Here is a 23,772-nt window from a genome sequence, read left to right as displayed (position 1 = left end):
CTCAACCGCGATAAAATCATCCGTTTTCGAGGAGCTTGGTGCCGTTTTTCCGGATCGCGCTTTCCAGCATACCGCCGATGAATGACAGCGCCAACGGCAGGTCAACGACAAAGACGACCTGTTCGTCTTCGATCTCGACCTGGCCATCAATCGACTGGCCCATGGTCGACACGTTGAGCGTCATGCAATCCTCGCCATCCCAGCCGGTCGAGACCCTGGCCATCCCGCCGGGGATGTAATCGGCGATTTCATGGCTGCGTTCTTTCAAGCGGCGGCGGACTTCATCCTTGCCGAGTTCATGAGGGAGTGCAACGCGCATCAACGGTGGTCCTCCAGGGCTTCGGGGCCGCCGAAGCGGTAATCGAGATAACGCGACTTGATCGCCAGATCGTCGAGCGCGCCTTCCGCCATGCGTCGCGTGACACGGTCAACTTCGCCGCTGATCTTGGTAAGGCTTTGCGTCAGGCGCTCGTCCGCGGTCTTGCCGGCGTGCTTCTCGCCGCGCAGATGTGCCGGGATCTTGCGGTAATTGTCGATCGTCTCCGGGATGTATTCGCCGACCAGTTCGCGCACTTCATTGAGCGCGGGATTGTTGGCATCGATTGTTTCCAGCTGAAGCCCGAGCGCGTCCAGTTGTACGCCAAGCTGATCGACCACCTGCACTGCAGGCGGGGGCAGGGCAGCACGCTGCGCCTCGAGCCACAGTTCGGTGCGGCCCACCATCTGCCGCGCGTCGCCTTTCTTCAGGTCTTCGCGCTTGGGCACCTTGATCTTGGGATATTTCGCAAACACGCCGACCGCGACAACCGCCGCGAGGAATGTAAGCATGATCCCCGTAAAGCCGATCCCGTCCAGGATCAGACCCGCTGCGACGGCCGCAACCCAGATCCCGGCAAGGGCAATCAGTATGCGCTTGATCCGGCTCTTCCAGTGCCTCGCTTTGAGATCCGCTGACCCGCGACCGATCGATTTCGCCGGGCGATGCGTGCCGCCCTCGCGCTGCACCGCAAGGCTACGCCCAGCAGCGCTCAGGATCTGATCGGATTCGCGGGTGCTATCGGCCATCGGTGCTCAGGCCTTACTTTTCGAGCGAAAGCAGCGAGGGTTCGGAAGCCACCTTCGCCTGTGCCTGAGCCTGCCCCTCAGCCCGTGCGATATAGCCCTTCGACTTTTCGACTTCGGCTGAAAGGGTCTCGACCGTCTGCTTCATGCTGGAAAGCGCGCGGACCTTGAAGTCATCCACTTCATCCATCGTGTCATAGATGTTCTGAAACGCCCGCTGCAGCGTTTCGAGCGGGATCGTGCTGGAGGCAGCCTGCTCGTGTATCTTGCCGGTCTGTTCGCGCAGCAGCGTGCTGGTCGAATCGATGATGTCGCTGGTGGTCTGGTTCAGCGCCGTGATCTGGCCGAGCACCAGCCGCTGATTGGTCATCGCCTGTGCAACCGTCACTGCGGTGCGCAGCGCGCCCACGGTGGTGGTCGATGCCCGGTCCACGCCCTTGACCAGCTCGACATTGTTCTTCTTGACGAGGTCGAGCGCGAGATAGCCTTGCACGCTGACCGCCATTTGCGTGAGCAGGTCCTGGGTGCGCTGGCGAACATAGAACAGGGCGCTTTCGCGCAGCGCCTTGGCCTTCGCCGGATCGGTGCTGTCGAGCTCTGCTGCCTTGTCTTCGAGCCGCGCATCGAGCGTCTTGGCGATGTGGATCATCTGCTCCAGCTCGCCCATCGCTTCCCACAGCTTTTGCCGTTCGACATCGATTGCGGCGTTATCCTCGTGCAGTTCCTTCTTGCCGGATGCAAGCCGCTCCAGGATCGACTGGATGTGTCCCTGCGAACTTGTATAGCTGTCAAAATAGCGCTGCATCTTGTTGCCGAACGGAATGATCCCGAACAGCTTGCGCCCGCGGATCTTGCCCTTGCGGCCTGGATCGAGTTCTTCCACGGTCTTGCGCAGCTCTAGCAGGTCATTTCCGACGCCAGTGTCCTGATCCATCGCCCGCACCGGACGATCGAGGAAGCGGTTTGACATTGCCGCCGCTGCCCGGATCTGTTCCTGACCCATGCGCGTGATCTGGTCGACTTTCTCGCCGAATGCGGGGGAATTGGCATCTTCCGCCACCAGTTCGGCAACGAAATTGTCGACCTTTTCGTCCAGCTTGGACTTCTTTCCCTCATCGACCGGAACAAGGCCCGCAGCCTTTTCCGCCTTCACCACCGGCACCGGATCAGGCGGGGTCAGGTCGAACTCGGTTTCGGTCTTGGTTGTCGTTTCTTGCGTGCTCATGGGCTGCGTAATGCTCCTTAAAGGCGCGCCCACGAATACCGGCGCGCCATACATCCTGACTGTATTAGTATCCTAAGACACATTGTTCAAGAGAATGTGCCTTATGCACGCTTGAAGGTCCAGCGAAAGCAGCGGCGAATTCGCGGCTTTGCCTAATGCGCGAATCTGCGTAAATCAGATGTTTGACCAATCAGGGGATGGCCAAACGTGGCTGACAAGAATGAATTGAGCGCCAGTGAAGCTGTGTCCAGTCCGGCGGCAATCGAAAGCGTCGCTGATGATGAGGCAATGCCGAAGGGTGAGGCTCCACGCCCTTCGCTCTCCAGCGTGAAATTCAGCCTGCTGCGGTGGTGGCGACAGGAAGTCACAGCCACGGTCGATCAACCGGCAGTGATAGAAAAGCGCCGCGATGATTGCGCTCTGTCTGAACGCTATCTGTTCATGACCGCGATGTCAGGCGGAATTGCGATCCTTGGCTTGCTGCTGTCCTCGCCTGCGGTGGTTATCGGAGCGATGCTGCTCTCCCCGCTGATGGGTCCGATCATGGGATTGGGCTTCGCCCTTGCGATTGGCGATTACGCCTGGCTCAAACAGTCAGCACGCTCGCTCGCCTGGGGCTCGGCCATGGCGATTCTGCTGTGCGCGCTGATCGTGTTCTTTTCGCCCATCCAGACGATCACGCCGGAAATCGCGGCACGCACCCGGCCTAACCTGTTCGACTTGCTGGTGGCGTTGTTCTCGGCATTGGCGGGCGCTTATGCGATGATCCGGGGACGCGAAGGCACGATCGTGGGGGTGGCCATCGCAACCGCCTTGATGCCGCCGCTTGCGACCGTCGGCTATGGGCTGGCAACTTTTAACGGCACTGTTTTCTGGGGAGCGTTGTTTCTCTTTGTCACGAACCTCCTGACCATTGCGCTGACCGCCCTTGCGATGGCGAAACTCTACGGCTTCCGCACCAGCCTTAGCGAACGCAACACGCTGTTCCAGAATATCGCCATTGTCACCGTGTTTGTAGCGCTGGCAATCCCGCTTTTCATCTCCTTGCAAAACATTGCGTGGGAGACAAACGCACAGCGCATCGTCCGAAACGAATTGCAGGATGCGTTTGGAGCAAGTGCGCGGATCGACCAGTTCGAGATCGATTTCACAAGAGATCCCCTCGTGATCGACGCAACTGTACTGACTCCGCGCTTGCGGGACGATGCAGATGCAGAAATCAGCGCTGCGCTGGAGCGGCGTCTGGGGCAGAACGTGGAGTTGTTGCTGGCACAATTCCAGGTCGGTACAAATGCAAGCGCAGCGGAACAGGCACAATTGTCCGCCGCCCGCGCACGCGAGGAGGCCAATGCCCGCGAGCAGGCAGAAGACGTTGCTCGACACCTTGCACTGGTGGCTGGTGTCCCAGACAGCGATGTCACTGTTGACCGAAACCGCAAACGCGCGATCGTTCGCGCGCGCCGCCTCGAAGGGGCGACGCTTTCGACCTATAACATCCTTGAAGCGCGAATTGCGGCGACTGCGCCGGACTGGACAGTGGAGCTGATCCCACCGGTCGGCCCGCTGCCGGTGATCGCCTATCAGGTGCAGCGCAATGCGGCAGGTGAGCCGGTCTACACACTGACCGAGCAAGGCCGCGTGGCGCGCGATCTCGCGGTGTGGAGTGTGCAGCGGCTCGGCTTGCCGGTGGTTCTTTCCGGTCCAGAGGAACTGGTGGCGCTGATCGAGCGTGATCTCGACGAGGCAGGTGTCAGCGACGTAAGGCAGGGCGTGCTGACGCGTGGTGGGTCAGAAGTGACGCTGCGCTGGGACGAGGTGGAGTAGAGGTCAGCGAAAGCTTGCCTACGCCGCCATTTCGAGCGGTGCGATCTCGCCTGACAGGTACAGCTTCTTCGCTTTCGCGCGCGAAAGCTTGCCAGAGCTGGTACGCGGCAGGGTGCGCGGCGGCACCAGTTCGACCACACAGCTCATGCCGGTGACAGAGCGGACCTTGTCGGCAATCTGATCGCGCAGGCGGATGCGCTCTTCCGGATCGGAAACACGGCAGTGGACCAGCACTGCGGGTGCTTCCTCGCCACTTTCCGTCTCGATTGAAAAAGCCGCGATGTCGCCATGGTTGAAGCCGGGCAATTGCTCGACTGCCCATTCGATATCCTGCGGCCAGTGGTTCTTGCCATTGATGATGATCATGTCCTTGGCGCGGCCGACGATGAACAGATAACCATCGGCGAGATAGCCCATGTCGCCGGTGTCGAGCCATCCGTCGACGAGGCAATCCTCGGTCGCTTCCAGATTGCGGAAGTAGGAATGCATCACGCTGGGCCCTCTGCACCATACCTTGCCGATATGATGGTCAGGCCGCGCATCGCCATTCTCGCCGCGGATCTGCACTTCCATATCGGGCAGGGCCTTGCCGCAATTCACGATCGCACGGTAGCGCGCCGGGCGCGACAGATCGCGCGGCGTGCCTGACAGGCGCTCTTCCTCGACCAGTTCGACCCGGATGCCTTCGCCCGGGGGCATCACCGTGACCGCGAGCACCGCTTCTGCAAGACCATAAGAAGGGGTAAAGGCGCTCGCCTTGAAGCCCGCTTCGGCAAAGGCGTTGACGAATTGCTGCATCACATCCGGGCGGATCATGTCCGCTCCATTGCCCGCGATCCGCCAGCGCGACAGGTCGAACCGCTCTGCGACATGGCTCTGGCTGGAGATGCGGCGCGCGCAAATGTCGTAGCCAAAGGTTGGCGAGTAAGACAGCGTGTTGCCCTTGTTGGCGCTGATCATGTCCAGCCAGGCGAGCGGGCGACGCGCAAAGGCATCGGGCTTCAGATAATCGCCTGATACCTGGTTTGCGATCAACGACAGGAAACAGCCGACCAGACCCATGTCATGATACCACGGCAGCCAGCTGACGCACCGATCGTTCTCGCCCAGATGCATGCTCGCGGCGTGCCCGTACAGATTGTGTAGCAGCGAACGATGCGTCACGGCGACGCCGGTCGGGAAGCGGGTCGAGCCAGAGGAATATTGCAGGTAGCAGATGTCGTCCGGACCCGCTTGGGGCAGTTCGCAATCCGGGGCTTCCCGCAGCGCAAAATCCTGCCAGCTCTCGCTCCGGCAGCCCTGGTTAGCTGCCGCAGCGGCTGCCATCTCGGCAATTTCTTCCGGGTACAGCAGCAGCTTCGGGTCCGAGCTGTTGAGCTGAACCGTCAGCTGATCGATGTAGCTTTCCTTGCCGCCAAAAGTGGTCGGCAAAGGCAGCGGCACGGGCCACGCGCCGGCATAGACGCAGGCGCAGAAGAGCGCGGCAAATTCTGCGCCTGTTTCCGCGATCAGCGCGACTCGGTCTTCTTTGCCAATCCCTGCTGCAACCAAGCGTCGCGCCATCACCAGCGCGTCTTCGCGCATCTCAGAATAGGTGTACACGCGCGCGAGCTGTCCGCGCATATCATGGAAATTGAGACCCTTTTCGCTTCTCGCAGCGTAGTCGATCGCGTCATTGAAGGTCGCAAAGTCAGCCCGTTTGCGTGGCAAAGGGCAATCATTCGGCGTCGGCGTCAAAACGGCGTCGGTCATAATCTTCAGCGATACCCGTGGCTTACAGTGCTTTCAGGTGCACCAATGCTTGTTCCCATGCCGGGAAAACCCCTCCCCCGCAAGTTTTGTCACTTTACCATTTCCCAAGGAGTGTGGCACGAATATGGCATTATGGTTTCCACCGAAACTAAATTGCCGCAAGGATGAGGCGTCCCCGGAAGCCCGCCCGACCGTTTGATCAGACCGCATTGCGCGATCTTGCGCTGTCCTATGCAGCGCGTTTTGCGACGAGTGCTGCAAAACTTGAGGCCTATTTGCTGCGCAAGATCCGTGAACGCGGCATAGCCGAAGGCGAAGAGCTGGATGTTCGCGCAATCGTCGAGCGGCTGGTCGAGCTCCAATATGTCGACGATGAAGCCTATGCACGGGCGCGGTCCGGCTCGCTCCTGCGGCGCGGCTATGGTGCGCGCCGGGTCGAGGAAACCCTGCGCCACTCAGGCATCGCGGCAGACCTGCGCGAAGACATCGCCCCCTCTGATTTCGCCCGGCGCGAAGCGGCCATCCGCCTTGCACAGAAACGGGGGTTTGGTCCGTTTGCAAAACTGGCGGTCGATCCGGACAAGCGCGAGAAGCATATTGCGGCGATGGCGCGGGCAGGGCATGACTTTGCTGCGGCGCGTTTCATTGTCGAGGCGACCAGCGAAGACCAGCTCAATCAATGGCTGTCGGAAGCGGCGGATGAAGAGGACAGGACACAATGGTGAGATGGGCATGGCTGGTCATCGCTTTTGCGCTCGCGGCCTGCTCTGCCTCTGATGCAGGCACGCCCGACGCGCAGAGCAGCACGAAGCCTGACACATCTACCGCGCAAAACGCGGCCGCTCGGCCAGCGGTTCATCCCGTCTCTGGGCTTGAGCTGATCAATGTGACCGTCGACACGGGTGAGGAGCGTATCGGGTTTTTGACAGAGCTTGCCGATACGCCAGAAGCGCAATCGCGAGGACTGATGTTCCGCACCGAACTCGATGACTTTGCGGCCATGCTGTTTCCCTCAGCCTCTCCGCAAATCCGCAGCTTCTGGATGAAGAACACGCCGATCCCGCTCGACATCGTCTTCATCGGAACCGACAACCGGATCATCAATATCGCCGCGATGACAACGCCCTATTCGCTCGAATCGGTGCGATCGGAAGGGCTTGCCATTGCCGTATTCGAGATTCGTGGTGGGCGCGCGGCACAGCTGGGTATCGAGGCCGGCGATCTGGTCACCTGGGAATTGCCTGAATAAGCCGAGGCACCCCAGCGTATCCCGCTTGAAGCTCTCACCAAAACGCTCTAGTCGCGAGAGCCTATGAGCATTCTTGGCAAAATCTTCACCTGGTGGGACGGTGCGACGATCGGCACCATGCTGTGGACCTCGCGCAAGGGCGAGCATGTCGGCACCGATGCGCAAGGCAACAAATACTACCGTTCAAAGGTCAAGACCGGCCCCAAGGGCGCCGAGCGCGAGCGGCGCTGGGTAATCTATAACGGCGCCAATGATGCGAGCCGCGTTCCAGCGGAATGGCATGGCTGGCTACATGGCTCTGGCGATGATGTCCCGGAGAGCTTCCTGCCGCCACCGCGCATCTGGGAAGCAGATTACACGCCCAACGCCACCGGCACTGCGCATGCCTATCGCCCGCAAGGCGCGCTGGAGCGTGGCGGCAAGCGGGCTGCAGCGGTTGGGGATTACGAAGCCTGGACCCCGGATAGCTGAGCATGGCTCGCGCACCCGCGCTCCTTGGCCTTGCCGCACCGGCGCTTTTCCTGCTCGCTTCGTGCGGCGAGGAAGCAGCTGAACCTGATCCGGACCTACCGGTTGAGACGGAACAGCCAGCAACTGGTTCACCGGCAGAAGTCGCGCCTGCCCAGCTAAGCAAGCAGGTTGAAGGCGCGACCCCGATGGAAGAGCGTATCGCGACGCTCGGCCTGATCAACAAGCGCAACAACGTCACGCAGGACCTCGAACTGCGGCCCGGCGAATCGCAAGAGATCGGCCCGGTTATCGTGCGGCTGTCCGCATGCGAACGCACCGCGCCATGGGAAATGCCGCAAGAAGTCGGTGCCTTCGTTCAGGTCGAAGTGCAGAACCGCGGTTCAGAAGAATTCACCCGCATTTTCTCAGGCTGGCTGTTCAATAACTCGCCCAGCCTGAATGTGGTTGAACACCCGATCTATGATGTCTGGGTAAAGGATTGCGCAATGAACTTTCCGGGCGACGAGTGAGCGGCCTGCGCATCGAGCAATAACTCTTCGTGCGCGACCGGCAATGGCATCGCCGCAGCCCCGCGCGCAGCTTCCAGCTTCCTGAGATAATCGGCTTGGGGCAGCTCGCGCGCGCCCAGCCGGCCCAGGTGATCGGTCATGAACTGGCAGTCGAGCAGCGCAAAGCCTGCCCGCCGCATCATGGCGACCAGCCAGCAAAGCGCGACCTTGCTTGCGTCCGTTTCCAGGCTGAACATGCTTTCGCCGCAGAACACGCGGTCAAAACTGACGCCGTAAAGCCCGCCGACCAGCCTGCCGCGATCCCAGCATTCGATCGAGTGCGCATGGCCTGCATCATGGAGCTGGCGGTAGCTCGCCTGGATGCGCATGCTGATCCAGCTTTCGGGATGCCCCGGGCGTGGCGCTGCACAAGAGGCAATCACGTCGTCGAACGCCCGGTTGATCTTGACGGAGAAGCGATCCTGCCGCAGCGTCTTGCGCAGGCTCTTGGAGACCCTCAGCCCGTCCAGCGGGATGATTGCCCGCTCGCGCGGCTCGACCCAGAACAGCTCTGGATCGTCGCGCCGGTCTGCCATCGGGAAAATGCCGCTGCGATAGGCCAGCAGCAACATCTCGACCGGAATAGGTTCGGGCATGGGCGCGTGCATGACACCGTCTTTACCAGAGAAAATGTAAAATCCCTTGCACGAATGCGAACAGACTGGTTGCGCTGCGGCGCGCTTGCGATTAGAGGGCGGCCCCTGACTGCAGGGGTGTAGCTCAGCTGGTAGAGCATCGGTCTCCAAAACCGAGGGCCACGGGTTCGAATCCTGTCACCCCTGCCATTTCCTAAAAACGCAATGTAATTATATGCTTGGCCCCATGCCTCAGCGAAGTGTGGGCCAGCTTTGTGGGCCATATATGTGTGGTCCAGAATCGAGTCTCCATGCGTTGGTAGCTTCTCCTCCTTCCCGAACAACGGGTTCGAGAACAATGATTGAGACCGGAGCTTGAGAAGCGCAGGCGTAGCTGTCATCTGAACAGGAGGCATTTAACCCCGGTTCGGAGCTCTACTCATGGCAATCGCAGAGGCGGTCGCGGGACACTACATGGCACATAACGATGAGCACGATGAGAATCGCGCTCTATGCGAATTGATGACCCTGATTTCTTACGGCACCTTTTTGGATGATGAACGCCTTAACGAGAGCTATCGGGTGTTCAGGGAAGCGATCATGAATGACCCCGACTATCGCGGCTTCGTTCCCAAGTTGCTTGAACGACATGAGTCGAGAAAGGAGCTTTGGGAAGAAGCTGCGGCTATATGGGGACCCCATTCAAACCCTTCTCAAGAGAAGGTGGCGGGCTGGATATATTCGGAAATGTCTGTGCTTTATCACAGAGAGTCTCAGCTTTTCGAACAACGGAACGAAGGGACTAAATCCCTAGTAGACAGCGCACTTTGGACTGGTATCCAATCCCCCGCGCAAAGGGTCATAACCATCCGATCCACTTTGCCCATTGCGTTGAATGCTATCGACGTATTGATCGACCACCTGAGCCAGCCGCCTCACAACAACGGCCCAAGAATGGACCATATCGACGAAGCTCTAGCAACCCTCCGAAGCCTCAGAGATGCGCTGGATACAATTCTTCGGGCAGCAGAAGAGGGCGGTTTGGAAGCGATCGACGCTCAAGGATTGCCAGCCGAAGCAGTCCAGTTTGCGAAACGAGCGTGGCGCTTAACGCGAAATGATCCGCTGCCTCTTGCCGTGTCGGGAATACTTTTTGCGCTGTTTTCAACTGCGGGGTTTCCCGGTGCGGGTGCTTTTGCTGCGTCAATCGCCCTGCATTACCGTAAAGAACAAACGCGATAGAAAAAGCAGGGCGTCGGGGAGCCAAAGGCAGACCCATCAGACCCCCAAGCGCCCTAGTAAGTTCCTCACAGAACTCGCATGCCAGCGCCCATCGCGAGCAGTCCGCATGTGCCGTGCGTTCAACTCGCCAGCGATCCCAGCGAGGCTGGTCACTCCACTCTCACGGATATCCTCCACGAACCCGCGAAGCCCTTCTGCGAACCTGTCAGCGTTCTGCTTGATCGCCTCTACAGAGGCCTCGTTCCCTTTCCCGGCCCTACGCAGTGCAGCGGCCCCATTCGGGTTCCCCAGCTTCGTTCCTCTTACTTTGGCGGCTGCAAGGGCGGCGGCAAAGCCAAGGAACGTAAAGCGGGTATATGTGGTCTCTTCCAGGGCCGGGAGAAAATAGGCCATCGCCGCCAGCGCAAGCACAATGGACAACACCGACTGGCGGAGATTGATGCTGGCGAGGCCAAACGCCATCACCATGATGATGAAGTAAGTCAGCTTTTCCGGCTGCAGGTCAATATTCAGCGCGGCAAAGACGTTGCACACCACGCTGATATTCATCGCCAGCAAGACTGCAGATGACCGTTCGGGCGCTATCTGCTTGCGGAGCGCCCATGCCCCGATGAGGCCGATCGTTGCGGCGATCAATGCAAGGCTGCCCATCTGGACTCTGTCGAGCCCGCTGTAATGGTAGAGGTGGGTCGGGAACATGGCGATGTAGTACAGCGCGAATGCTGCGAAATAGCCGCGCAGGACCGGTCGATATATCTCGTGCAGGATCGACGCAGCTCGCTTGTCTGCTTGCGATGGTTTGCGCGACAATGTTCAGCCCCTAAAGTCTTATCAAGAAACTGAATAACTCGAACACATTAAAGGCCTTTAAACGCCGCGTTACTGCGCCGTTTACCCATTCTTTCAGCGTCTCGTTACGCATGAATTGCCCCACCCCTGCTGCTGCCAGAAAGGAGGCTGCCAGTATCTTCGATCAGCCTTCGCTGTCTCGGCGCTGTGCTGGCAGGTTGGCGGCGAAGCCATGCGGTGCGTCTTCGCAGGGTCCCTTTGGTCTCGATCCGTTAACCTTGTTTGCCTATAGGCGAGCGCATGACGGGGGACGCTCAGCAACAACAAAACCGAGACACCGGGCTCGTCAGCCTGCTGCGCGATGCGGCATGGCTGGATAAGGAGCGGGTACGCGCCTATGCGGTGATCTATTTCCTCGGCTCGCTCGGGATGATCGCGAACACTTATGTGAAGGCGATGGGCGGGGTCGGGAGTGATTTCCTCGCCTTCTGGGGCGCGGCGAAGATCACGCTGTCCGAAGGCGCGGCCGCGACCTATGACATTGCCTTGCAGAAAGCGGTGCAGGCCTCGACCGGTTTCGATGAGGTCTTTGCCTTCGTCAATCCGCCGCCTTTCCTGTTTGCCGTGACACCCTTCGGCGCGCTGCCTTACCCGGCCGCGTGGATTGCCTGGGTGGTGACGACCTTCGCGCTGTGGTTTGCAGTCAGCTGGAAGGTCGCGCCGCGTTTCTGGCCGCTGATCCTGGCCTATCCCGGAGCGATGATCGCCGCGAGCCATGCCCAAAATGGTCTGCTCACGGGTGCGCTGCTGGTGGGCGGGGTGGCGCTCGCAGGCAAGCGGCCTCTGTTGGGCGGCGCGATGATCGGGGCGCTTGTGATCAAGCCACATCTCGCGGTCCTGCTGCCGTTCTGGCTGGCGGCGGGCGGCAAGTGGAAAGCCTTCATCGCCGCCGGTATTTCGGCGGTGGGACTGCTCGCGCTTTCGTGGTGGGTCTTCGGGACCGAGACCATGCTCGCCTACACCACCAGCTGGGAGAAGAGCGCGCTCCTGATGGCGCAGGACGATGATGATTTCTTCCTGCGCATGGCAACGCTTTACAGCCAGTTGCGCATCTGGGCCGGGCATGAGATCGCACTCGGGATCAATGTGGTTGTTGCAACGGCGATGATCGCGCTGGTGTGGCTCAGCTGGAAGCGTTTTGGCGGAGATATGGCGGCAAGCGGCGCGCTCGCGCTCGCGGCAACTCCGCTCGCTTCGCCTTACCTGTTCAATTACGACCTCGCGTTCCTGATCCTGCCGACGCTGTGGCTGGTCGCTGAAGCGCGCGACCGCAAAGGCAGCTTCAGGCCATGGGACAAGGCGATCCTGCTGATGTTGTGGCTCGCCCCGTTCGTGACGCGCGCCGCCGCATTGCCGCTTCACCTGAACCTGATGCCTCTGGCCAGCGCTGCGATGGTCTGGCTGATCTGGCAGCGCGGAAAAGCGGCTTAGGCGTTCAGGAAAGTGGCTATCAACATTAACATTCGCAAAACGGCGAATTCAGCTTCGCGCGATCCGACGCATGTCAGAACCTGCTCAACGACACCCGCAAAGGAGCAGTACCATGTGCGTGCATTCTTATCGATCGAGCCGTCCTGACCATTGGGTCGAGCCGCGTCCATACCGCGATGCATCCCTGCGCCGTCAGGCCTATGGCAAGGTGCGCCCCATGCAAGAACCAAGCTGGTTTGAGCGTCTGTTCATGCGCAACTGAGAATCGCGCTCAAATGTCGCGTATGAAAAAAGGGGCCGACATGCCTTTGGCGTGCCAGCCCCTTCCTATGCGAGCGACGCGTCCCCCGAGCGCGCCCGCCTAGCCAAGTTCGATCAGATCAGTATTCGTTTGGTTCTTCCGGTGTTTCCCGGCCATAGGTTTTGCCCGCTGTGCGGTCTCCCTTGGCCAGCTTGAACACCACGCCTGACAGCAGCAGCAAGGCGACAAGGTTTGGCAGCGCCATGGCAGCGTTGGAGATATCGCCCAGACGCCAGACCAGGGTCAGGTCCTGTGTCGAGCCGACATAGATCACCACGCACCACAGCACGCGCCAGATGATGTGAAGGACCTTCTCACCTCTGCGGTTTGAACCAGGTATGCGGTCATAGATGAAGGTGATCGCGCGCTCGCCGTAATAGCTCCATGTCAAGAGCGTGGTGAACACGAACAGGATCAACGCGGTCGAAGCGATCAGTGTCCCGATCGGAACGCTGAAGATTTCGACCGGGAACGCTGCGGCGAATGCGCCGCTGGTCATCGCAAAGCCTTCAAGATCGGAATTCCATGCATGGGCCACTGCTTCGCCGCCGCCGGTGAAATCGCCTTGGACCGTCAGGATAACCAGTGCGGTCATGGTGCAGATCACGATGGTGTCGATGAAAGTGCCCAGCATCGCCATGCGGCCCTGTTGCTCAGGGTCATTGGTTTGCGCGACCGCGTGGGCGATCGGGGTCGAACCCTGTCCCGCCTCGTTTGAGAACAGCCCGCGCGCGACACCGGCGCGAATTGCCAGCGCAATCGCTGCTCCTACAAAGCCGCCGGTTGCTGCCTGCGGATTGAAGGCACCGTGGAAGATTAAGCCAAACGTCGCCGGGATGTCCTCGATATTAAGGATCAGCGCAATGATCGCCATGACCACATAGGCTGCCGCCATGAAAGGCACGACTTTCTCCGCGACATTGCCGATCGACTTGATCCCGCCGATGATGACGACGAAGACCAGCACAGCGACGATCGCGCCGCCCATCCATTCCTCGATTCCGAACAGCTCGTTGAGGCCATCGGCGACCGCATTCGCTTGAATCGAATTGCCGGTGACCATCGCGGAGAACAGCGTGCCGAGACAGAACAGGATCGCAAGCCAGGTCCATTTCGGCCCCAGACCCATCATGATGTAGCTCATCGGGCCGCCGCGATAGACGCCGTCCGACGTCTTCTCGCGGTAACGGATAGCGAGGCTGCCTTCTGCAAAAGCGAGCGCCATACCGATCAGCGCGGTGATCCACATCCAGAAGATCGCGCCGGGACCACCCAGTGCGATAGCGGTTGCGACGCCGGCGAGGTTGCCCGTGCCGACCTGGCCCGAAAGCGCAGTCGAGAGCGCTGCAAAGGGTGAGATTTCCCCCGCGCCTTCGCCCTTGCGCCCGGCGAACAGGCCTTTGAACGCACTGCCAAGCTGGCGGATCGGGTAAAACTTCAGCCCGAACATGATGTAAAGGCCAATGCCAAGCAGGATGATCACCATCGGGGGGATCGGTTGCCCGCCAACGGACAGCCATGGCAGCAATTCGCCATTCCATGTCCCGCCCCAGATGAAATCGGAAATATTGGTCACGCGGTCGATCAGACTGACCGACTCTGCCTGTGCAGCTGCCATGCTTGGGGTTCCCTCATGCGTCCCTGAATGAAGGGCTGCACGCTAGAGAGGTGCGTGGATTGACGCAACAACCAACAGACTTGCTTTTGCTCCGCCCCAGCCCTAGATGCCTACCCGTCTTCCGACATTGGAATCAGTCAGGCCCCTCCCGAACCCTTGTTCGGGGCGGCGAGAAGCCCTACCTGAAACCCAGTCGCTGAAGACGCAGACATTATTCGAGGAAGAGAGGTCATCACCATGGCCGAAGACAAGAAGCGCAAGACATCGCCGGCGGAATTCATCAATCAGGTCCGCACGGAGACCAGCAAGGTCGTATGGCCGACGCGCGAAGAGACGATCCGGACCGCGATTTTCGTGTTCATCATGATGATCATTCTCTCGCTGTTCTTCCTCGGTGTTGACACTGTGTTCAACGGGATCGTGGGCTGGCTGCTGAAGCTCGCGTAACGCACATCCCCATCACTTTCAGGGACTAAAGGATACCTCCATGGCTCGCTGGTACATCATCCACGCCTATTCCGGTTTTGAGAACAAGGTTCGCGACCAGATCATTTCCGAAGCCGAGCGGCTTGGCCTCAGCGAGGCGGTCGAGGACGTGCAGGTCCCGACTGAAACCGTGACCGAAGTCAAGCGCGGCAAGAAGGTCCAGGTCGAACGCAAGTTCATGCCCGGCTATGTGCTCGCCAAGCTCAAGCTGACGGATGATGTCTATCACCTGATCAAGAACACGCCCAAGGTCACGGGCTTTTTGGGGTCCGGCAACAAGCCACAGCCGATTTCCGAGAAAGAGGCCGCGCGCTATTTCGGCGGTGTCGAAGAAGCCAAGGCCGCGCCCAAGCGCGACATCAGCGTCGATTACGAGATCGGTGATCAGGTCAAGGTCCTCGACGGACCCTTCGCAAGCTTCAACGGCGTGGTGGAAGAACTCGATTTCGACAAGGCGAAGGTCAAGGTCTCGGTTTCGATCTTTGGCCGTGCGACCCCGGTCGAACTGGACTTCGAGCAGGTCGAACTGGTCAAGTAATCAGGCTGGCTGTCCGGTAGGCGGTTTTTCCATCGCCTGCTCATCGACATTGCACGTTTGATTTACTCCTCTCTCGATGCCGCGCTAAGCAGCGGCAAACGGGGAGACGTTGGGATGGCCGGCAAGTTCAAGCAGTGGTGGAGCTTTGACCCGGAGGCAGAAGCGTCCTCTGCGGATAATCCGCATGCGCCGCTGCGCGATGACCAGCGCCGCGAGACCTTCCCGCTGCTCACGCTCGCGTTTGGCTGGGGCTTTCTTGTCACTGGCCTGATCGTGGGCGGGGCGCTCGGCAAGGGCTTGCCCTTTGCGGACATCGTCACCGCAACCTTCCTGGGTAACAGCGTCAATTTCGTGATCGGAGCACTGGTGGCCTATGTCGGCTACAAGACCGCGTGCAATTCCGGTTTGCTCTATCGGCAGGTGTTCGGGACTTTGGGCGCGGCGGGTCCCGTCATCCTTGTCGCCCTGCTGACGATCGGCTGGCAGGGGATCATCGTCGGCGCGTTCGGCTTCGCCTGGACGCAGAGTTTCGACACGGCCTCTTTCTATGCGGTTGCGATCTTTGCCGGGCTGCTGTTCACTATGACGACCTATTTCGGGGTCAAGGGGCTGGAAGCGGTCAGCATTCCGGCAACGCTCGTGCTGGTGGCGGTCGGCATTTATGCGGGGTGGATGAATGTCAGCGCGGCCGGCGGCTGGGAGGCATTTCTCTCGCAATCCGAGGCGAGCGCGGGCGAAGCGCCGCTGACCATGGTGCAGGCGGTTAACCTGGTGATCGGATCGTGGATCGTCGGTGCGATCGTGATGCCCGAATATTCACGCTTTGCCAAAAAGGCGTGGGTCGCGATCGCGATTCCCTTCATCGTGCTGATCCTCTCGCAGTGGTTCCTGCAAATCGTCGGAGCGATGGGCGGGATCGTGTCGGGCACGCATGACTTCACGACTTACATGCTCGCCCAGGGCGCGGTGATCGGCGGGATCGGCGTGATCGCGATGAGCCTTGCCTTGTGGACCACGGGCGATGCCAATCTCTATCTGCCGGCAGTGCAGACCGCGAGCGTGTTCAAGCGGCCGCAGCGGGTCATGACAGTGCTGTGCGGGATCGCAGGGACCATCATCGGGCTGGGCATTTACGAGCAGTTCCTGTTCTGGATCGACCTGCTTGCGACTATCGCACCGCCGCTGATCGGCCCCTTGCTGGCGGAATTCTACCTCGGCGGGCGCAAACGCTTCGACGCGGAGGCGCTGACCCATGCGCCGGTCATCAATCCGCTTGCGTTCATTGCCTATGCGGTGGGCGTGATCGCCGCGCTCAATGCGCCAGAGAACACCGCGAGCGCGCTGGTCGGCCTGATCGCTTCCGTGCTGGCCTACTGGATGCTGAGCATGGGTGTGCGTTCGCTCGGAAAGTCGTGAGGCGCGGTTGGATTTCCTACTTCCGCTGCGCAGGGTAGCTGTTTCAGGATGTCTCTGAACTGCAGATCCCGCCTGATACGCCCCGCAAATGAGAGCGCTTGCTCCCTTGCGGAAAATTCACTCTCAGGACTGTGTAACATGTGTAACCAACATTCCTGTCCGCCCTGCCGCTTCGCTACTGGAGGACAGGCCAGTACGCATCCCCAAAATCCTTGCATTTCCCTCGGGAATCGCTAAACGCGCCGCTTCTCATCCAAGGATTGAGAAGACCGTGCGGGAGGTTTGCGCCAGGCAGGCCGCTGGACCGCTTAACATGAGAACCACTTCAAATGGGCGTTCCGTCCATTGGTTCGACAGTGCGAAAGGAAGGCCTCATGGCCAAGAAAATCGAAGGCTATATCAAGCTGATGGTGCCTGCTGGCACCGCCAATCCTTCACCTCCGCTGGGCCCGGCATTGGGTCAGCGCGGCGTGAACATCATGGAATTCTGCAAGGCGTTCAATGCTGCTACCGACAGCATGGAAAAGGGAGCGCCTACCCCGACAGTTATCACTGTCTATGCCGACCGTTCGTTCAGCTTCATCACCAAGCAGCCGACCGCGACCTATCTGATCAAGAAGGTGGCCAAGCTGAAGTCAGGTTCGAGCGAGCCGGGCAAGGTGTCTGCCGGCACGATCAAGTCGAGCCAGGTCAAGGAAATCGCCGAACTCAAGATGGCGGACCTCAACGCAAACGATATCGATCAGGCCATGAAGATCATCGAAGGCTCATGCCGCTCGATGGGCCTCGACGTGGTGGAGGGCTAAGGCAATGGCAAAACTGACAAAGAAGCAGAAGCAGGTTGCAGAACTCGACCGCGAGAAGCTGTACACCGTTGACGAAGCGCTCAGCGTGCTGCGCCAGTTCAAGGGCAAGTTCGACGAGACAGTTGAAGTCGCTATGAATCTGGGCGTTGACCCGCGTCACGCAGACCAGATGGTGCGCGGCATGGTTTCGCTGCCATCGGGCACCGGCAAGGACGTCAGGGTCGCTGTGTTCGCCAAGGGCGACAATGCCGACAAGGCTCTGGCCGCAGGTGCTGACAAGGTTGGCGCGGAAGACCTGATGGAAGACATGCAGGCCGGCAATCTCGACTATGACCGCGTGATCGCGACCCCAGACATGATGGGCGTTGTCGGTCGTCTCGGTAAGGTGCTCGGCCCCAAGGGCCTGATGCCGAACCCGAAGCTCGGCACGGTTACCCCGAACGTGGAGCAGGCGGTCAAGGACGCCAAGAGCGGCCAGGTTGAATTCCGCGTCGAGAAGCAGGGCATCATCCACTCCGGCATCGGCAAGCTCAGCTTTGACGATGCAGCGCTGAAGGCAAACTTCAAGGCGCTGACCGATGCAGTGGTGAAGGCCAAGCCATCAGGCGCCAAAGGCAAGTACGTCCGCAAGGTATCGCTGACCAGTTCGATGGGTCCGGGCCTGAAGGTCGACCTGGGCGAAGTCGAGGGGGCATAATTTGCCTGGCCTCAAGCGCCAGCGGGGCCATCGGGTCCCCTAAGATGCCGCAATTTTAGACTGTTTCCTACTTCACTAGGAAATGCAAAGGGCCGGAGGGATCAATCCTTCCGGCCCTTGTTTTTGTCCAAGCAGCAGCTGGATTACCAACGGAAACCGGCTTCGATCCCCCAGATGCGCGGTTCGTTGACCATCGCGGTGAGGTTGTTGAAGTCGATCCCGCTGACTGCCGACGTATCATTGGTGAGATTACGCACGAAGCCCGCAATCTCGTAGCTGTCCGTCTTGTAGCCCAACCGAATGCCGCCTTCGAGCAGCTTGCGATCCTGGAATTCGACCGATTCATAGAGGAAGAAATTGATCTTCGAACGGTATGCCCAGTCGGTGAAGAAATAGACCTCGCCATCGCCCATCGGCACGCCGTAGCGCGCCGTCCAGTTGGCGATCCACTTTGGCGCCTGCGGCAGGCTGTTCCCGTCGATGCTGACGATCGCAGCGGAGAACGGTGCCGCCGGTGTGACAATCGGATCGAGAATGGTGCACAGCGAAACATTGGGGAAGGTGTCCACCCGAACCCCGCCGCACGCAGCAGTGGTGAGGCCTTCGTCCTGAATTTCTGTGTTGTTGTAACTAAGGCTGGCTGTCAGCAACAATTCGCTGGTCGGAGCGAACTCGGCATCCATCTCGAAGCCATAGCCGCGCACATTGTTGGCATTGATGACGCGGTTCGCATTGACGTCACCGCCAACCGCAGTGAGCTGAGCATTGTTGAGATCGTAGAGGAAGGTCGACAGGTTGAAGCGTGCCTTGCCGTCCAGCAGGGTGGATTTGAGCCCAGCTTCATAGGAAGTGATCGTCTCCGAATCCGCGACGGAAACACCGTCCTCCAGCGGCGTAGCGGTCGCCGGTGGGAACAGGATCCGGCCCTGGATGCTCGGCGCGCGATAGCCGCGAGCGACACGGGCATAGAGGTTCACATCCTCGCTCGCTTCAAAGGTCGCGCTGGCATCCCAGGTGATCGTGTCATCGCTGACCGACCGCGTTACCGTGCCCAGCGGGTTCTGCAGGAAGGTGGGGAACTGGGTGTCCTGACTGCGCACGACAACGAAATCGCGCTTGTCGTCGTTGTAGCGGATGCCCCCGGTTACGCTGAGCTGGTCGGTCAGCTCGTAGGTGAGCGAGCCGAACAGGCCGAACGCCTCGCTCTGCTGGTCCTGCGCAACCACGATATTCACGCCGCCCGGCGCATTGAGCGGATCGCCCAGCGTCGAATAGTTTTCGGACAGGATCTGCAGGCTTTCGTCGAAATAGAAGAAACCAACCTGATAGCTCAAAGGACCATCGCCATTGCTAGCCAGGCGGATTTCCTGCGTGAACTGGTCGAGATCAGGGACGGTGTCGCGGGTTTCTGCGGTAAAGGGGATTTCGCCGGGGCCATAGAGGTTGGGCGGCAGGAAGTTCGCTCCGAAGCCGCCGTCGACATCGCCGACCGAGGTCGAATCCGCGTTCCAGAAACTGGTGACGGAGATCAAGGAAACCGGGCCAAAGTCCCAGGTGATCCGCGCCGACAGGTTCTGTGCGCTGAGTTCCTGGTCATTCTGGCCATCGGTCGAAATTCTCTTGCGCGAGAAATTCTCGTTCAGCCCTTCCTCGCCGCGGGTGAAATTGTTCGCCCGGAACAGCCGTGCGGTGCCGGTCAGCTCGCGCAGTTGCCCGGTCAGAAGGATGTCGAGCGCATCGGTCGGCTGGATACGCGCCTGGAGGCGCAGGGCCAGGTCCTCGTAGCCGCCCAGCGCGTCTTCCTCAGTGCCCGAAGGCAGCACGTTGTCGACATAGTCATCCTGGCGCTGGTAAAGCCCGGAGATGCGCAGCGAGAAGACATCGCTCGCCGGCAGATTTACCGCAGCTTCTGCATTGATGTTGTTGAAACGGCCATAAGAGACGCGCGCGAAACCTTCCGCAAAGTCGCTCGGCTTGACCGAATCGAACTTGACGATGCCAGCTGGTGTGTTGCGCCCGAACAGTGTGCCTTGCGGGCCGCGCAGCACTTCGACCTGTTGCATGTCGAAAACGGGGAAGCCTTTCAGGATCGGGTTTTCGAGAACCTGATCATCATACACCAGGCTAACCGGCTGCGAGGCATTGTAGTCAAAGTCGGTATTGCCGAGGCCGCGGATATAGAAGCGCGGGAACACGCGTCCGAACGAGGATTCGACGATGAGGCTCGGTACCCGGCCGGAAAGCGCCCGTATGTCCTGACCGCCGCTGTTCACAGCCTGAAGCGCTTCATCGTTGATCGCGGTGACCGAGATAGGCACGTCCTGAATGTCCTGCTCGCGCCGTTGGGCCGTAACAATGATTGTGCCGAGACCCTGCTCGTTTTCGTATGCGGCAGCGGCATCGTCCTGCGCTGCGGCTGGGGTTGCAAAAGCGAGACCGGCGCATAGTGCGAGGCCCGCACTGGATGAGAAGAATGAAGCGGTGCGTTTCATGTCAGGAACCTTGTCTGTTGCGAAGCGAGCATCGAGCCATCAATGGCCATCTGGCGTGACCCGTCGTGGCCAGTTGCCCGGAGATGCGGGTGAAAGCTAAGAGCGTCAACGATGCTCAGCTTAGACTCTGAGCATTTCTGCTGCTGCGTGGCGCACGCGCCACGCTCGCCTCCTGTCGCGCTTGCACGATCAGGTCACGGTTTCGCGCTTTGGCTCCGCCCGCAACTGCCGCGCATAGATCCAACCAATCCCGATCAGGCTGAAGCCCAGCGCCATGAAGCTCGCAATCCGCAGGAGCCCTTCAAGGCCCGCGGCATCGACAAGAAAGACTTTGGCGACCGCGACCAGCATGATGACCAGCGACCCGATCCGCCAGCTGCGTTCCGCGCGCCACTTGCCGATGAACAGGAAAGCGAGCGCGAGCACGATGCCGAGCAGCGAGCGGAGCAAGTCCTCGCTCTGGCTCATCGGCACTTCGATCAGCAGGCTGCCTGAGAATGCCTGTCGCAACAGTCCCAGCGCGGCAAAGCTGACCACCAGCATGATTGCCGCATCGATCGCTATTCGGCCAATCCCCTCGATCTGCAGCCGCAGGAGCAAAGCAGACAAGACCGCGATGACGCCCGCGACAAGCACCCAGTTGGCGAGCGGTGTCGGACCGACCGCCTGCGCGTCGAACAGGGGGTTGTGGAGCACGCCTGTAAACCACAGCGCGTGGCTCAGCGCGAGGATTGCAAGGCCGCCACTTGCCCATGGTTGGGGACCGATGCGCGGCAGTGGCCGGGTCAGCGCAAAAGCGCTAGCTAGCAACAGCGCCTGCCAGATCGTGCGCTCGGCCACGCCGAAATCCACAAAACGCGAAACTGTGTCGATATCGAAGACGTGCTTGAAGAGGGCATGGATGATGACAAAGCTGACGGGCAGGGCCAGCCAGCGGGTATCGAAGTCGAGATCGATATTGCCGCGGGGGACCGGCAATCGCATGGCCCCAAGCGCGATTGCGAACGGGGCAAGCCGCAGGGCGATGTCCTGCAAGTTCGGCGCTTCCTGCATGAGGAATGGATCACCCATCAGCGCCGCAATCCCTGCAAGAAGCCAGGCCGCAACAGGGGCGATTGCCCAAAGCCCGGCGACAGCCAGCAAAGTGACTTGCCCGGCCACCCGCTCATGCTGCCAGAACCAAAGTGCGATGGCGGCAAGCGCGGCGAACCAGGTCAGCGCCTCGGAGGGCAGGAACTGTGCGACAAGGCCATACACAAGGAGAGCCGCGAGTACTTCTGCAGAACGGCGCGCTGCTTGCCTGTGCTCGAATAACGCCAGCACTGCCCAGGGAATCAGTGCCGCAGCCCAACGAATGCCTGCGCGGAGCTGATCAAGCTCGCTGCTCAGGCCGAACAGGCGCGGCATCTCGTCGTTGATTTCAACTGGCACCAGCATGGCAAGCAGGCTGGCAATCGCAGCACCCCAGATGACCAGCAAGGCTCCGCCATCCATGCGGACCCGCGAGACATAGAAGACTGCGCCGAAGACAAGGCTCGCCATGACGCCAGCCAGCCAGACTGGGGTGACGAGCAGCAGGGCTGCCAGGACAAGGGCAGCGCCAGAAGCCAGCAGCATGGAGGAGTGGCGGGCAGGCTCGTCAGCCCACAGCTTCCACGCCCCGGCAAGCGGGAAGATCGCAAGGCCAGCGGCAGCCAATGCCAGCTGCGGCTCGAACAGATCTTCGCCCACTGCGCCAAAGGTGGCGTAGGCGATTGCAGCGAGGGCTAGAGGCATTGCGACGAGCTGGTAGACATCGATGGGCGCATGCGACTTGCGCCAGACATGAGCCAGCGGGACACCGGCATAGACCAGCGCTAGCGCGGCGGTGACACTTGCGAAGATCATACCGCTGGCTCCGTCCCACTGCGCCAGCAGGAAAGCGGAGACAGTTGCTGCGATGGCTCCGGTTTCGCGCAATTCGGGTTTGCGCCAGGCAAGGAATGCGAGCGTTGCGCCGAGCAACAGGTACAGCCCCCATGCAAGCGGCGCGTATCCGCCCTGATCGACCAGCAAGGCGAGCTGTGCGCTGGCGACGAAGGCCGAGCCAAGCCGCAAGGGACGCTCGAAACTCTGCGCTCCGGCGAATGCGGGAAGGACCGCTCCCAGCACCACAAAATAGAGCCCCAGCGCAAGGACTTCCGCGAGTCCGGGATTGCCCGACAGCAGCAGCAAAGCACCCCAGCCCAGGCCTGCGACGAGCGCTGCGATAGACAGCCATGGTCGTGCCTGGCTCTTCCCTGTCACGGTCAGACCTGCGGTGACCAGGCCGAGATAGAGCGAGAGCAAGGGCAAGTTCGCCTCATCACCGCCGACCAGAACCGGGGCGGCGAAGCCGCCGACAAGGCCAAGAATGGCGCAAGGCAATCCGAACCGAAAGCTCAGCGCGATCGCTCCGGCTGTTACGGCTGCAAGCCCAAGGAAGGCAAAGGTCTGGCCGATCAGCCCGTATTGCGTACCCGCAAGGTAGAACGCCGCGTAGAGCGTTGCCAGACCCGCGCCTGCAAGTGCCTGGCGGATGCGCTCGTCAGCCACTTTTGCCGGATTGCGGAACGCCCATTCCGCGCCGCCGAGCAAGCCAATCCCGAACAGAAACGCCATGGCGACGCGCACGGCGGGTGTGAGCAGCCCGGATTCGATCGAATAGCGCACCAGGAACACGCCCGCGATCGCGAGCGTAATGCCGCCCGCCCAGATCGGCAGACGCCGCCCGAAGATGTCTTCAAAGTCGAACTGGAACCGACCGCCGCGCTCGGCTGCGGGTTCTTCGTCAAGCGGCTCCTGCTCAGGCGCAGGGACAGCCATATCGTTCTCAAGAGGGTCTCGAACTGGTTCGGTTTGCTGGATGGGCGCCGCTTCCTCGCGCCGGGTCAGCGGTACGCTCGTGGTCGTTGGCGGAGGGTCCCGCCCAGCGGGTTCTGACGCGATCCGCTGCGCTGGAATTGCCTCGGAAACAGGGCGCTCTTCTGATCGGCGCTCGCGATAGGACAGTTCGGTCTGCAAATGGCTGACCCGTTCCTCGAGCACCAATACGCGTTGGCGAAGCCAGAAAAACCCTGCCCCCAGCCCAATGAGTAAGAGAAAATCCATCGCGCCCCTCTCCCGGCTAAATAGATAAGGGCAAATTCAGCGAGCGGAAGCTCAATCTGCA

22 protein-coding genes and 1 tRNA gene are annotated in these 23,772 nt (G+C 60.4%); 14 read left to right on the top strand and 9 right to left on the bottom strand.

Going from position 1 to position 23,772, the window contains the following annotated elements; all coding sequences use genetic code 11:
• Window positions 1-16 precede the first annotated feature (16 nt).
• The 3 genes from ACG9DO_RS01650 to ACG9DO_RS01640 are packed head-to-tail and all read right to left on the bottom strand — an operon-like array spanning window position 17 to window position 2,287.
• Window positions 17-319 (bottom strand): polyhydroxyalkanoic acid system family protein, encoded by a 303-nt coding sequence (locus ACG9DO_RS01650; protein ID WP_394729982.1) that lies wholly within the window; start codon window positions 317-319, stop codon window positions 17-19.
• Window positions 319-1,065, bottom strand: coding sequence for a hypothetical protein (locus tag ACG9DO_RS01645; protein ID WP_394729980.1), 747 nt, complete (start codon window positions 1,063-1,065; stop codon window positions 319-321). The genes ACG9DO_RS01650 and ACG9DO_RS01645 overlap by 1 nt, the downstream gene beginning before the upstream one ends.
• 13 nt (window positions 1,066-1,078) lie before the next feature.
• On the bottom strand, window positions 1,079-2,287 hold the full coding sequence (locus ACG9DO_RS01640; RefSeq protein WP_394729978.1) for a toxic anion resistance protein: 1,209 nt from the start codon (window positions 2,285-2,287) through the stop codon (window positions 1,079-1,081).
• 207 nt (window positions 2,288-2,494) lie between these two features.
• Between ACG9DO_RS01640 and ACG9DO_RS01635 the strand changes: the two genes are divergently transcribed.
• Window positions 2,495-4,111 (top strand): TIGR00341 family protein, encoded by a 1,617-nt coding sequence (locus ACG9DO_RS01635; RefSeq protein ID WP_394729976.1) that lies wholly within the window; start codon window positions 2,495-2,497, stop codon window positions 4,109-4,111.
• Between the two features lie 18 nt (window positions 4,112-4,129).
• Here the strand turns inward: ACG9DO_RS01635 and ACG9DO_RS01630 are convergent, their stop codons facing one another.
• On the bottom strand, window positions 4,130-5,863 hold the full coding sequence (locus tag ACG9DO_RS01630) for a fatty acyl-AMP ligase (RefSeq protein ID WP_394729975.1): 1,734 nt from the start codon (window positions 5,861-5,863) through the stop codon (window positions 4,130-4,132).
• Between the two features lie 164 nt (window positions 5,864-6,027).
• Between ACG9DO_RS01630 and ACG9DO_RS01625 the strand changes: the two genes are divergently transcribed.
• The 4 genes from ACG9DO_RS01625 (at window position 6,028) to ACG9DO_RS01610 (ending at window position 8,092) form a co-directional block, all read left to right on the top strand.
• The gene (locus ACG9DO_RS01625; RefSeq protein ID WP_394729974.1) at window positions 6,028-6,588 is read left to right on the top strand and encodes a regulatory protein RecX; all 561 of its coding nucleotides are present in this window, start codon (window positions 6,028-6,030) and stop codon (window positions 6,586-6,588) included.
• Window positions 6,582-7,112, top strand: a complete 531-nt coding sequence (locus ACG9DO_RS01620) for a DUF192 domain-containing protein (RefSeq protein ID WP_394729973.1) — start codon at window positions 6,582-6,584, stop codon at window positions 7,110-7,112. The genes ACG9DO_RS01625 and ACG9DO_RS01620 overlap by 7 nt, the downstream gene beginning before the upstream one ends.
• A gap of 63 nt (window positions 7,113-7,175) precedes the next feature.
• On the top strand, window positions 7,176-7,583 hold the full coding sequence (locus ACG9DO_RS01615) for an NADH:ubiquinone oxidoreductase subunit NDUFA12 (RefSeq protein ID WP_394729972.1): 408 nt from the start codon (window positions 7,176-7,178) through the stop codon (window positions 7,581-7,583).
• Between the two features lie 2 nt (window positions 7,584-7,585).
• Window positions 7,586-8,092, top strand: coding sequence for a DUF2155 domain-containing protein (locus ACG9DO_RS01610; RefSeq protein WP_394729971.1), 507 nt, complete (start codon window positions 7,586-7,588; stop codon window positions 8,090-8,092).
• On the opposite strand, the gene aat is transcribed toward ACG9DO_RS01610, so the two are convergent.
• A complete protein-coding gene (gene aat / locus ACG9DO_RS01605) occupies window positions 8,041-8,739 on the bottom strand; it encodes a leucyl/phenylalanyl-tRNA--protein transferase (protein ID WP_394729970.1) in 699 nt (232 codons plus the stop codon). The genes ACG9DO_RS01610 and aat overlap by 52 nt on opposite strands.
• A 101-nt stretch (window positions 8,740-8,840) precedes the next feature.
• Here aat and ACG9DO_RS01600 point away from each other — a divergent pair.
• Window positions 8,841-8,916, top strand: a tRNA-Trp gene (locus tag ACG9DO_RS01600).
• Between the two features lie 231 nt (window positions 8,917-9,147).
• Complete coding sequence (locus ACG9DO_RS01595) at window positions 9,148-9,948, top strand: hypothetical protein (protein ID WP_394729969.1); 801 nt, start codon at window positions 9,148-9,150, stop codon at window positions 9,946-9,948.
• Between the two features lie 36 nt (window positions 9,949-9,984).
• On the opposite strand, the gene ACG9DO_RS01590 is transcribed toward ACG9DO_RS01595, so the two are convergent.
• Window positions 9,985-10,758 (bottom strand): hypothetical protein, encoded by a 774-nt coding sequence (locus ACG9DO_RS01590; RefSeq protein ID WP_394729968.1) that lies wholly within the window; start codon window positions 10,756-10,758, stop codon window positions 9,985-9,987.
• A gap of 279 nt (window positions 10,759-11,037) precedes the next feature.
• Between ACG9DO_RS01590 and ACG9DO_RS01585 the strand changes: the two genes are divergently transcribed.
• On the top strand, window positions 11,038-12,228 hold the full coding sequence (locus tag ACG9DO_RS01585) for a glycosyltransferase family 87 protein (RefSeq protein ID WP_394729967.1): 1,191 nt from the start codon (window positions 11,038-11,040) through the stop codon (window positions 12,226-12,228).
• A gap of 112 nt (window positions 12,229-12,340) precedes the next feature.
• Window positions 12,341-12,490: a hypothetical protein gene (locus ACG9DO_RS01580; RefSeq protein WP_394729966.1), complete on the top strand. Its 150-nt coding sequence runs from the start codon at window positions 12,341-12,343 to the stop codon at window positions 12,488-12,490.
• Window positions 12,491-12,608: 118 nt separating this feature from the next.
• On the opposite strand, the gene ACG9DO_RS01575 is transcribed toward ACG9DO_RS01580, so the two are convergent.
• Complete coding sequence (locus tag ACG9DO_RS01575; protein WP_394729965.1) at window positions 12,609-14,147, bottom strand: alanine/glycine:cation symporter family protein; 1,539 nt, start codon at window positions 14,145-14,147, stop codon at window positions 12,609-12,611.
• Window positions 14,148-14,384: 237 nt separating this feature from the next.
• On the opposite strand from ACG9DO_RS01575, the gene secE reads away from it, so the two are divergent.
• The 5 genes from secE to rplA all read left to right on the top strand — a co-directional run bounded on the left by secE (window position 14,385) and on the right by rplA (window position 18,090).
• Window positions 14,385-14,594 (top strand): preprotein translocase subunit SecE, encoded by a 210-nt coding sequence (gene secE / locus ACG9DO_RS01570; RefSeq protein ID WP_394729964.1) that lies wholly within the window; start codon window positions 14,385-14,387, stop codon window positions 14,592-14,594.
• A gap of 40 nt (window positions 14,595-14,634) precedes the next feature.
• Window positions 14,635-15,171, top strand: coding sequence for a transcription termination/antitermination protein NusG (gene nusG, locus ACG9DO_RS01565; RefSeq protein WP_394729963.1), 537 nt, complete (start codon window positions 14,635-14,637; stop codon window positions 15,169-15,171).
• 114 nt (window positions 15,172-15,285) lie between these two features.
• Window positions 15,286-16,587 (top strand): cytosine permease, encoded by a 1,302-nt coding sequence (locus ACG9DO_RS01560; RefSeq protein WP_394729962.1) that lies wholly within the window; start codon window positions 15,286-15,288, stop codon window positions 16,585-16,587.
• A gap of 374 nt (window positions 16,588-16,961) precedes the next feature.
• Window positions 16,962-17,393: a 50S ribosomal protein L11 gene (rplK, locus tag ACG9DO_RS01555; protein ID WP_394729961.1), complete on the top strand. Its 432-nt coding sequence runs from the start codon at window positions 16,962-16,964 to the stop codon at window positions 17,391-17,393.
• 4 nt (window positions 17,394-17,397) lie between these two features.
• Window positions 17,398-18,090 (top strand): 50S ribosomal protein L1, encoded by a 693-nt coding sequence (rplA, locus tag ACG9DO_RS01550; protein ID WP_394729960.1) that lies wholly within the window; start codon window positions 17,398-17,400, stop codon window positions 18,088-18,090.
• Between the two features lie 143 nt (window positions 18,091-18,233).
• Here the strand turns inward: rplA and ACG9DO_RS01545 are convergent, their stop codons facing one another.
• Both ACG9DO_RS01545 and ACG9DO_RS01540 read right to left on the bottom strand, forming a co-directional pair.
• Complete coding sequence (locus ACG9DO_RS01545) at window positions 18,234-20,582, bottom strand: TonB-dependent receptor (RefSeq protein ID WP_394729959.1); 2,349 nt, start codon at window positions 20,580-20,582, stop codon at window positions 18,234-18,236.
• A 189-nt stretch (window positions 20,583-20,771) separates the two neighbouring features.
• Window positions 20,772-23,711, bottom strand: a complete 2,940-nt coding sequence (locus ACG9DO_RS01540) for a DUF2339 domain-containing protein (protein WP_394729958.1) — start codon at window positions 23,709-23,711, stop codon at window positions 20,772-20,774.
• Window positions 23,712-23,772: the final 61 nt, after the last annotated feature.

Origin of the sequence: Altererythrobacter sp. GH1-8, from assembly GCF_043702085.1 — a bacterium.
Taxonomy (GTDB): Bacteria; Pseudomonadota; Alphaproteobacteria; order Sphingomonadales; family Sphingomonadaceae; genus Erythrobacter.
Note: the sequence above shows the minus strand (reverse complement) of the source record. Positions and strands in the feature narration are given on the sequence as shown.

Coding starts and splice junctions, on each gene's coding strand:
- ACG9DO_RS01650 (WP_394729982.1), bottom strand. CDS start 319: ATGCGCGTTGCACTCCCTCATGAACTCGGCAAGGATGAAGTCCGCCGC.
- ACG9DO_RS01645 (WP_394729980.1), bottom strand. CDS start 1,065: ATGGCCGATAGCACCCGCGAATCCGATCAGATCCTGAGCGCTGCTGGG.
- ACG9DO_RS01640 (WP_394729978.1), bottom strand. CDS start 2,287: ATGAGCACGCAAGAAACGACAACCAAGACCGAAACCGAGTTCGACCTG.
- ACG9DO_RS01630 (WP_394729975.1), bottom strand. CDS start 5,863: ATGACCGACGCCGTTTTGACGCCGACGCCGAATGATTGCCCTTTGCCA.
- ACG9DO_RS01625 (WP_394729974.1), top strand. CDS start 6,028: ATGAGGCGTCCCCGGAAGCCCGCCCGACCGTTTGATCAGACCGCATTG.
- ACG9DO_RS01620 (WP_394729973.1), top strand. CDS start 6,582: ATGGTGAGATGGGCATGGCTGGTCATCGCTTTTGCGCTCGCGGCCTGC.
- ACG9DO_RS01615 (WP_394729972.1), top strand. CDS start 7,176: ATGAGCATTCTTGGCAAAATCTTCACCTGGTGGGACGGTGCGACGATC.
- ACG9DO_RS01610 (WP_394729971.1), top strand. CDS start 7,586: ATGGCTCGCGCACCCGCGCTCCTTGGCCTTGCCGCACCGGCGCTTTTC.
- aat (WP_394729970.1), bottom strand. CDS start 8,739: ATGCACGCGCCCATGCCCGAACCTATTCCGGTCGAGATGTTGCTGCTG.
- ACG9DO_RS01595 (WP_394729969.1), top strand. CDS start 9,148: ATGGCAATCGCAGAGGCGGTCGCGGGACACTACATGGCACATAACGAT.
- ACG9DO_RS01585 (WP_394729967.1), top strand. CDS start 11,038: ATGACGGGGGACGCTCAGCAACAACAAAACCGAGACACCGGGCTCGTC.
- ACG9DO_RS01580 (WP_394729966.1), top strand. CDS start 12,341: ATGTGCGTGCATTCTTATCGATCGAGCCGTCCTGACCATTGGGTCGAG.
- ACG9DO_RS01575 (WP_394729965.1), bottom strand. CDS start 14,147: ATGGCAGCTGCACAGGCAGAGTCGGTCAGTCTGATCGACCGCGTGACC.
- secE (WP_394729964.1), top strand. CDS start 14,385: ATGGCCGAAGACAAGAAGCGCAAGACATCGCCGGCGGAATTCATCAAT.
- nusG (WP_394729963.1), top strand. CDS start 14,635: ATGGCTCGCTGGTACATCATCCACGCCTATTCCGGTTTTGAGAACAAG.
- ACG9DO_RS01560 (WP_394729962.1), top strand. CDS start 15,286: ATGGCCGGCAAGTTCAAGCAGTGGTGGAGCTTTGACCCGGAGGCAGAA.
- rplK (WP_394729961.1), top strand. CDS start 16,962: ATGGCCAAGAAAATCGAAGGCTATATCAAGCTGATGGTGCCTGCTGGC.
- rplA (WP_394729960.1), top strand. CDS start 17,398: ATGGCAAAACTGACAAAGAAGCAGAAGCAGGTTGCAGAACTCGACCGC.
- ACG9DO_RS01545 (WP_394729959.1), bottom strand. CDS start 20,582: ATGAAACGCACCGCTTCATTCTTCTCATCCAGTGCGGGCCTCGCACTA.
- ACG9DO_RS01540 (WP_394729958.1), bottom strand. CDS start 23,711: ATGGATTTTCTCTTACTCATTGGGCTGGGGGCAGGGTTTTTCTGGCTT.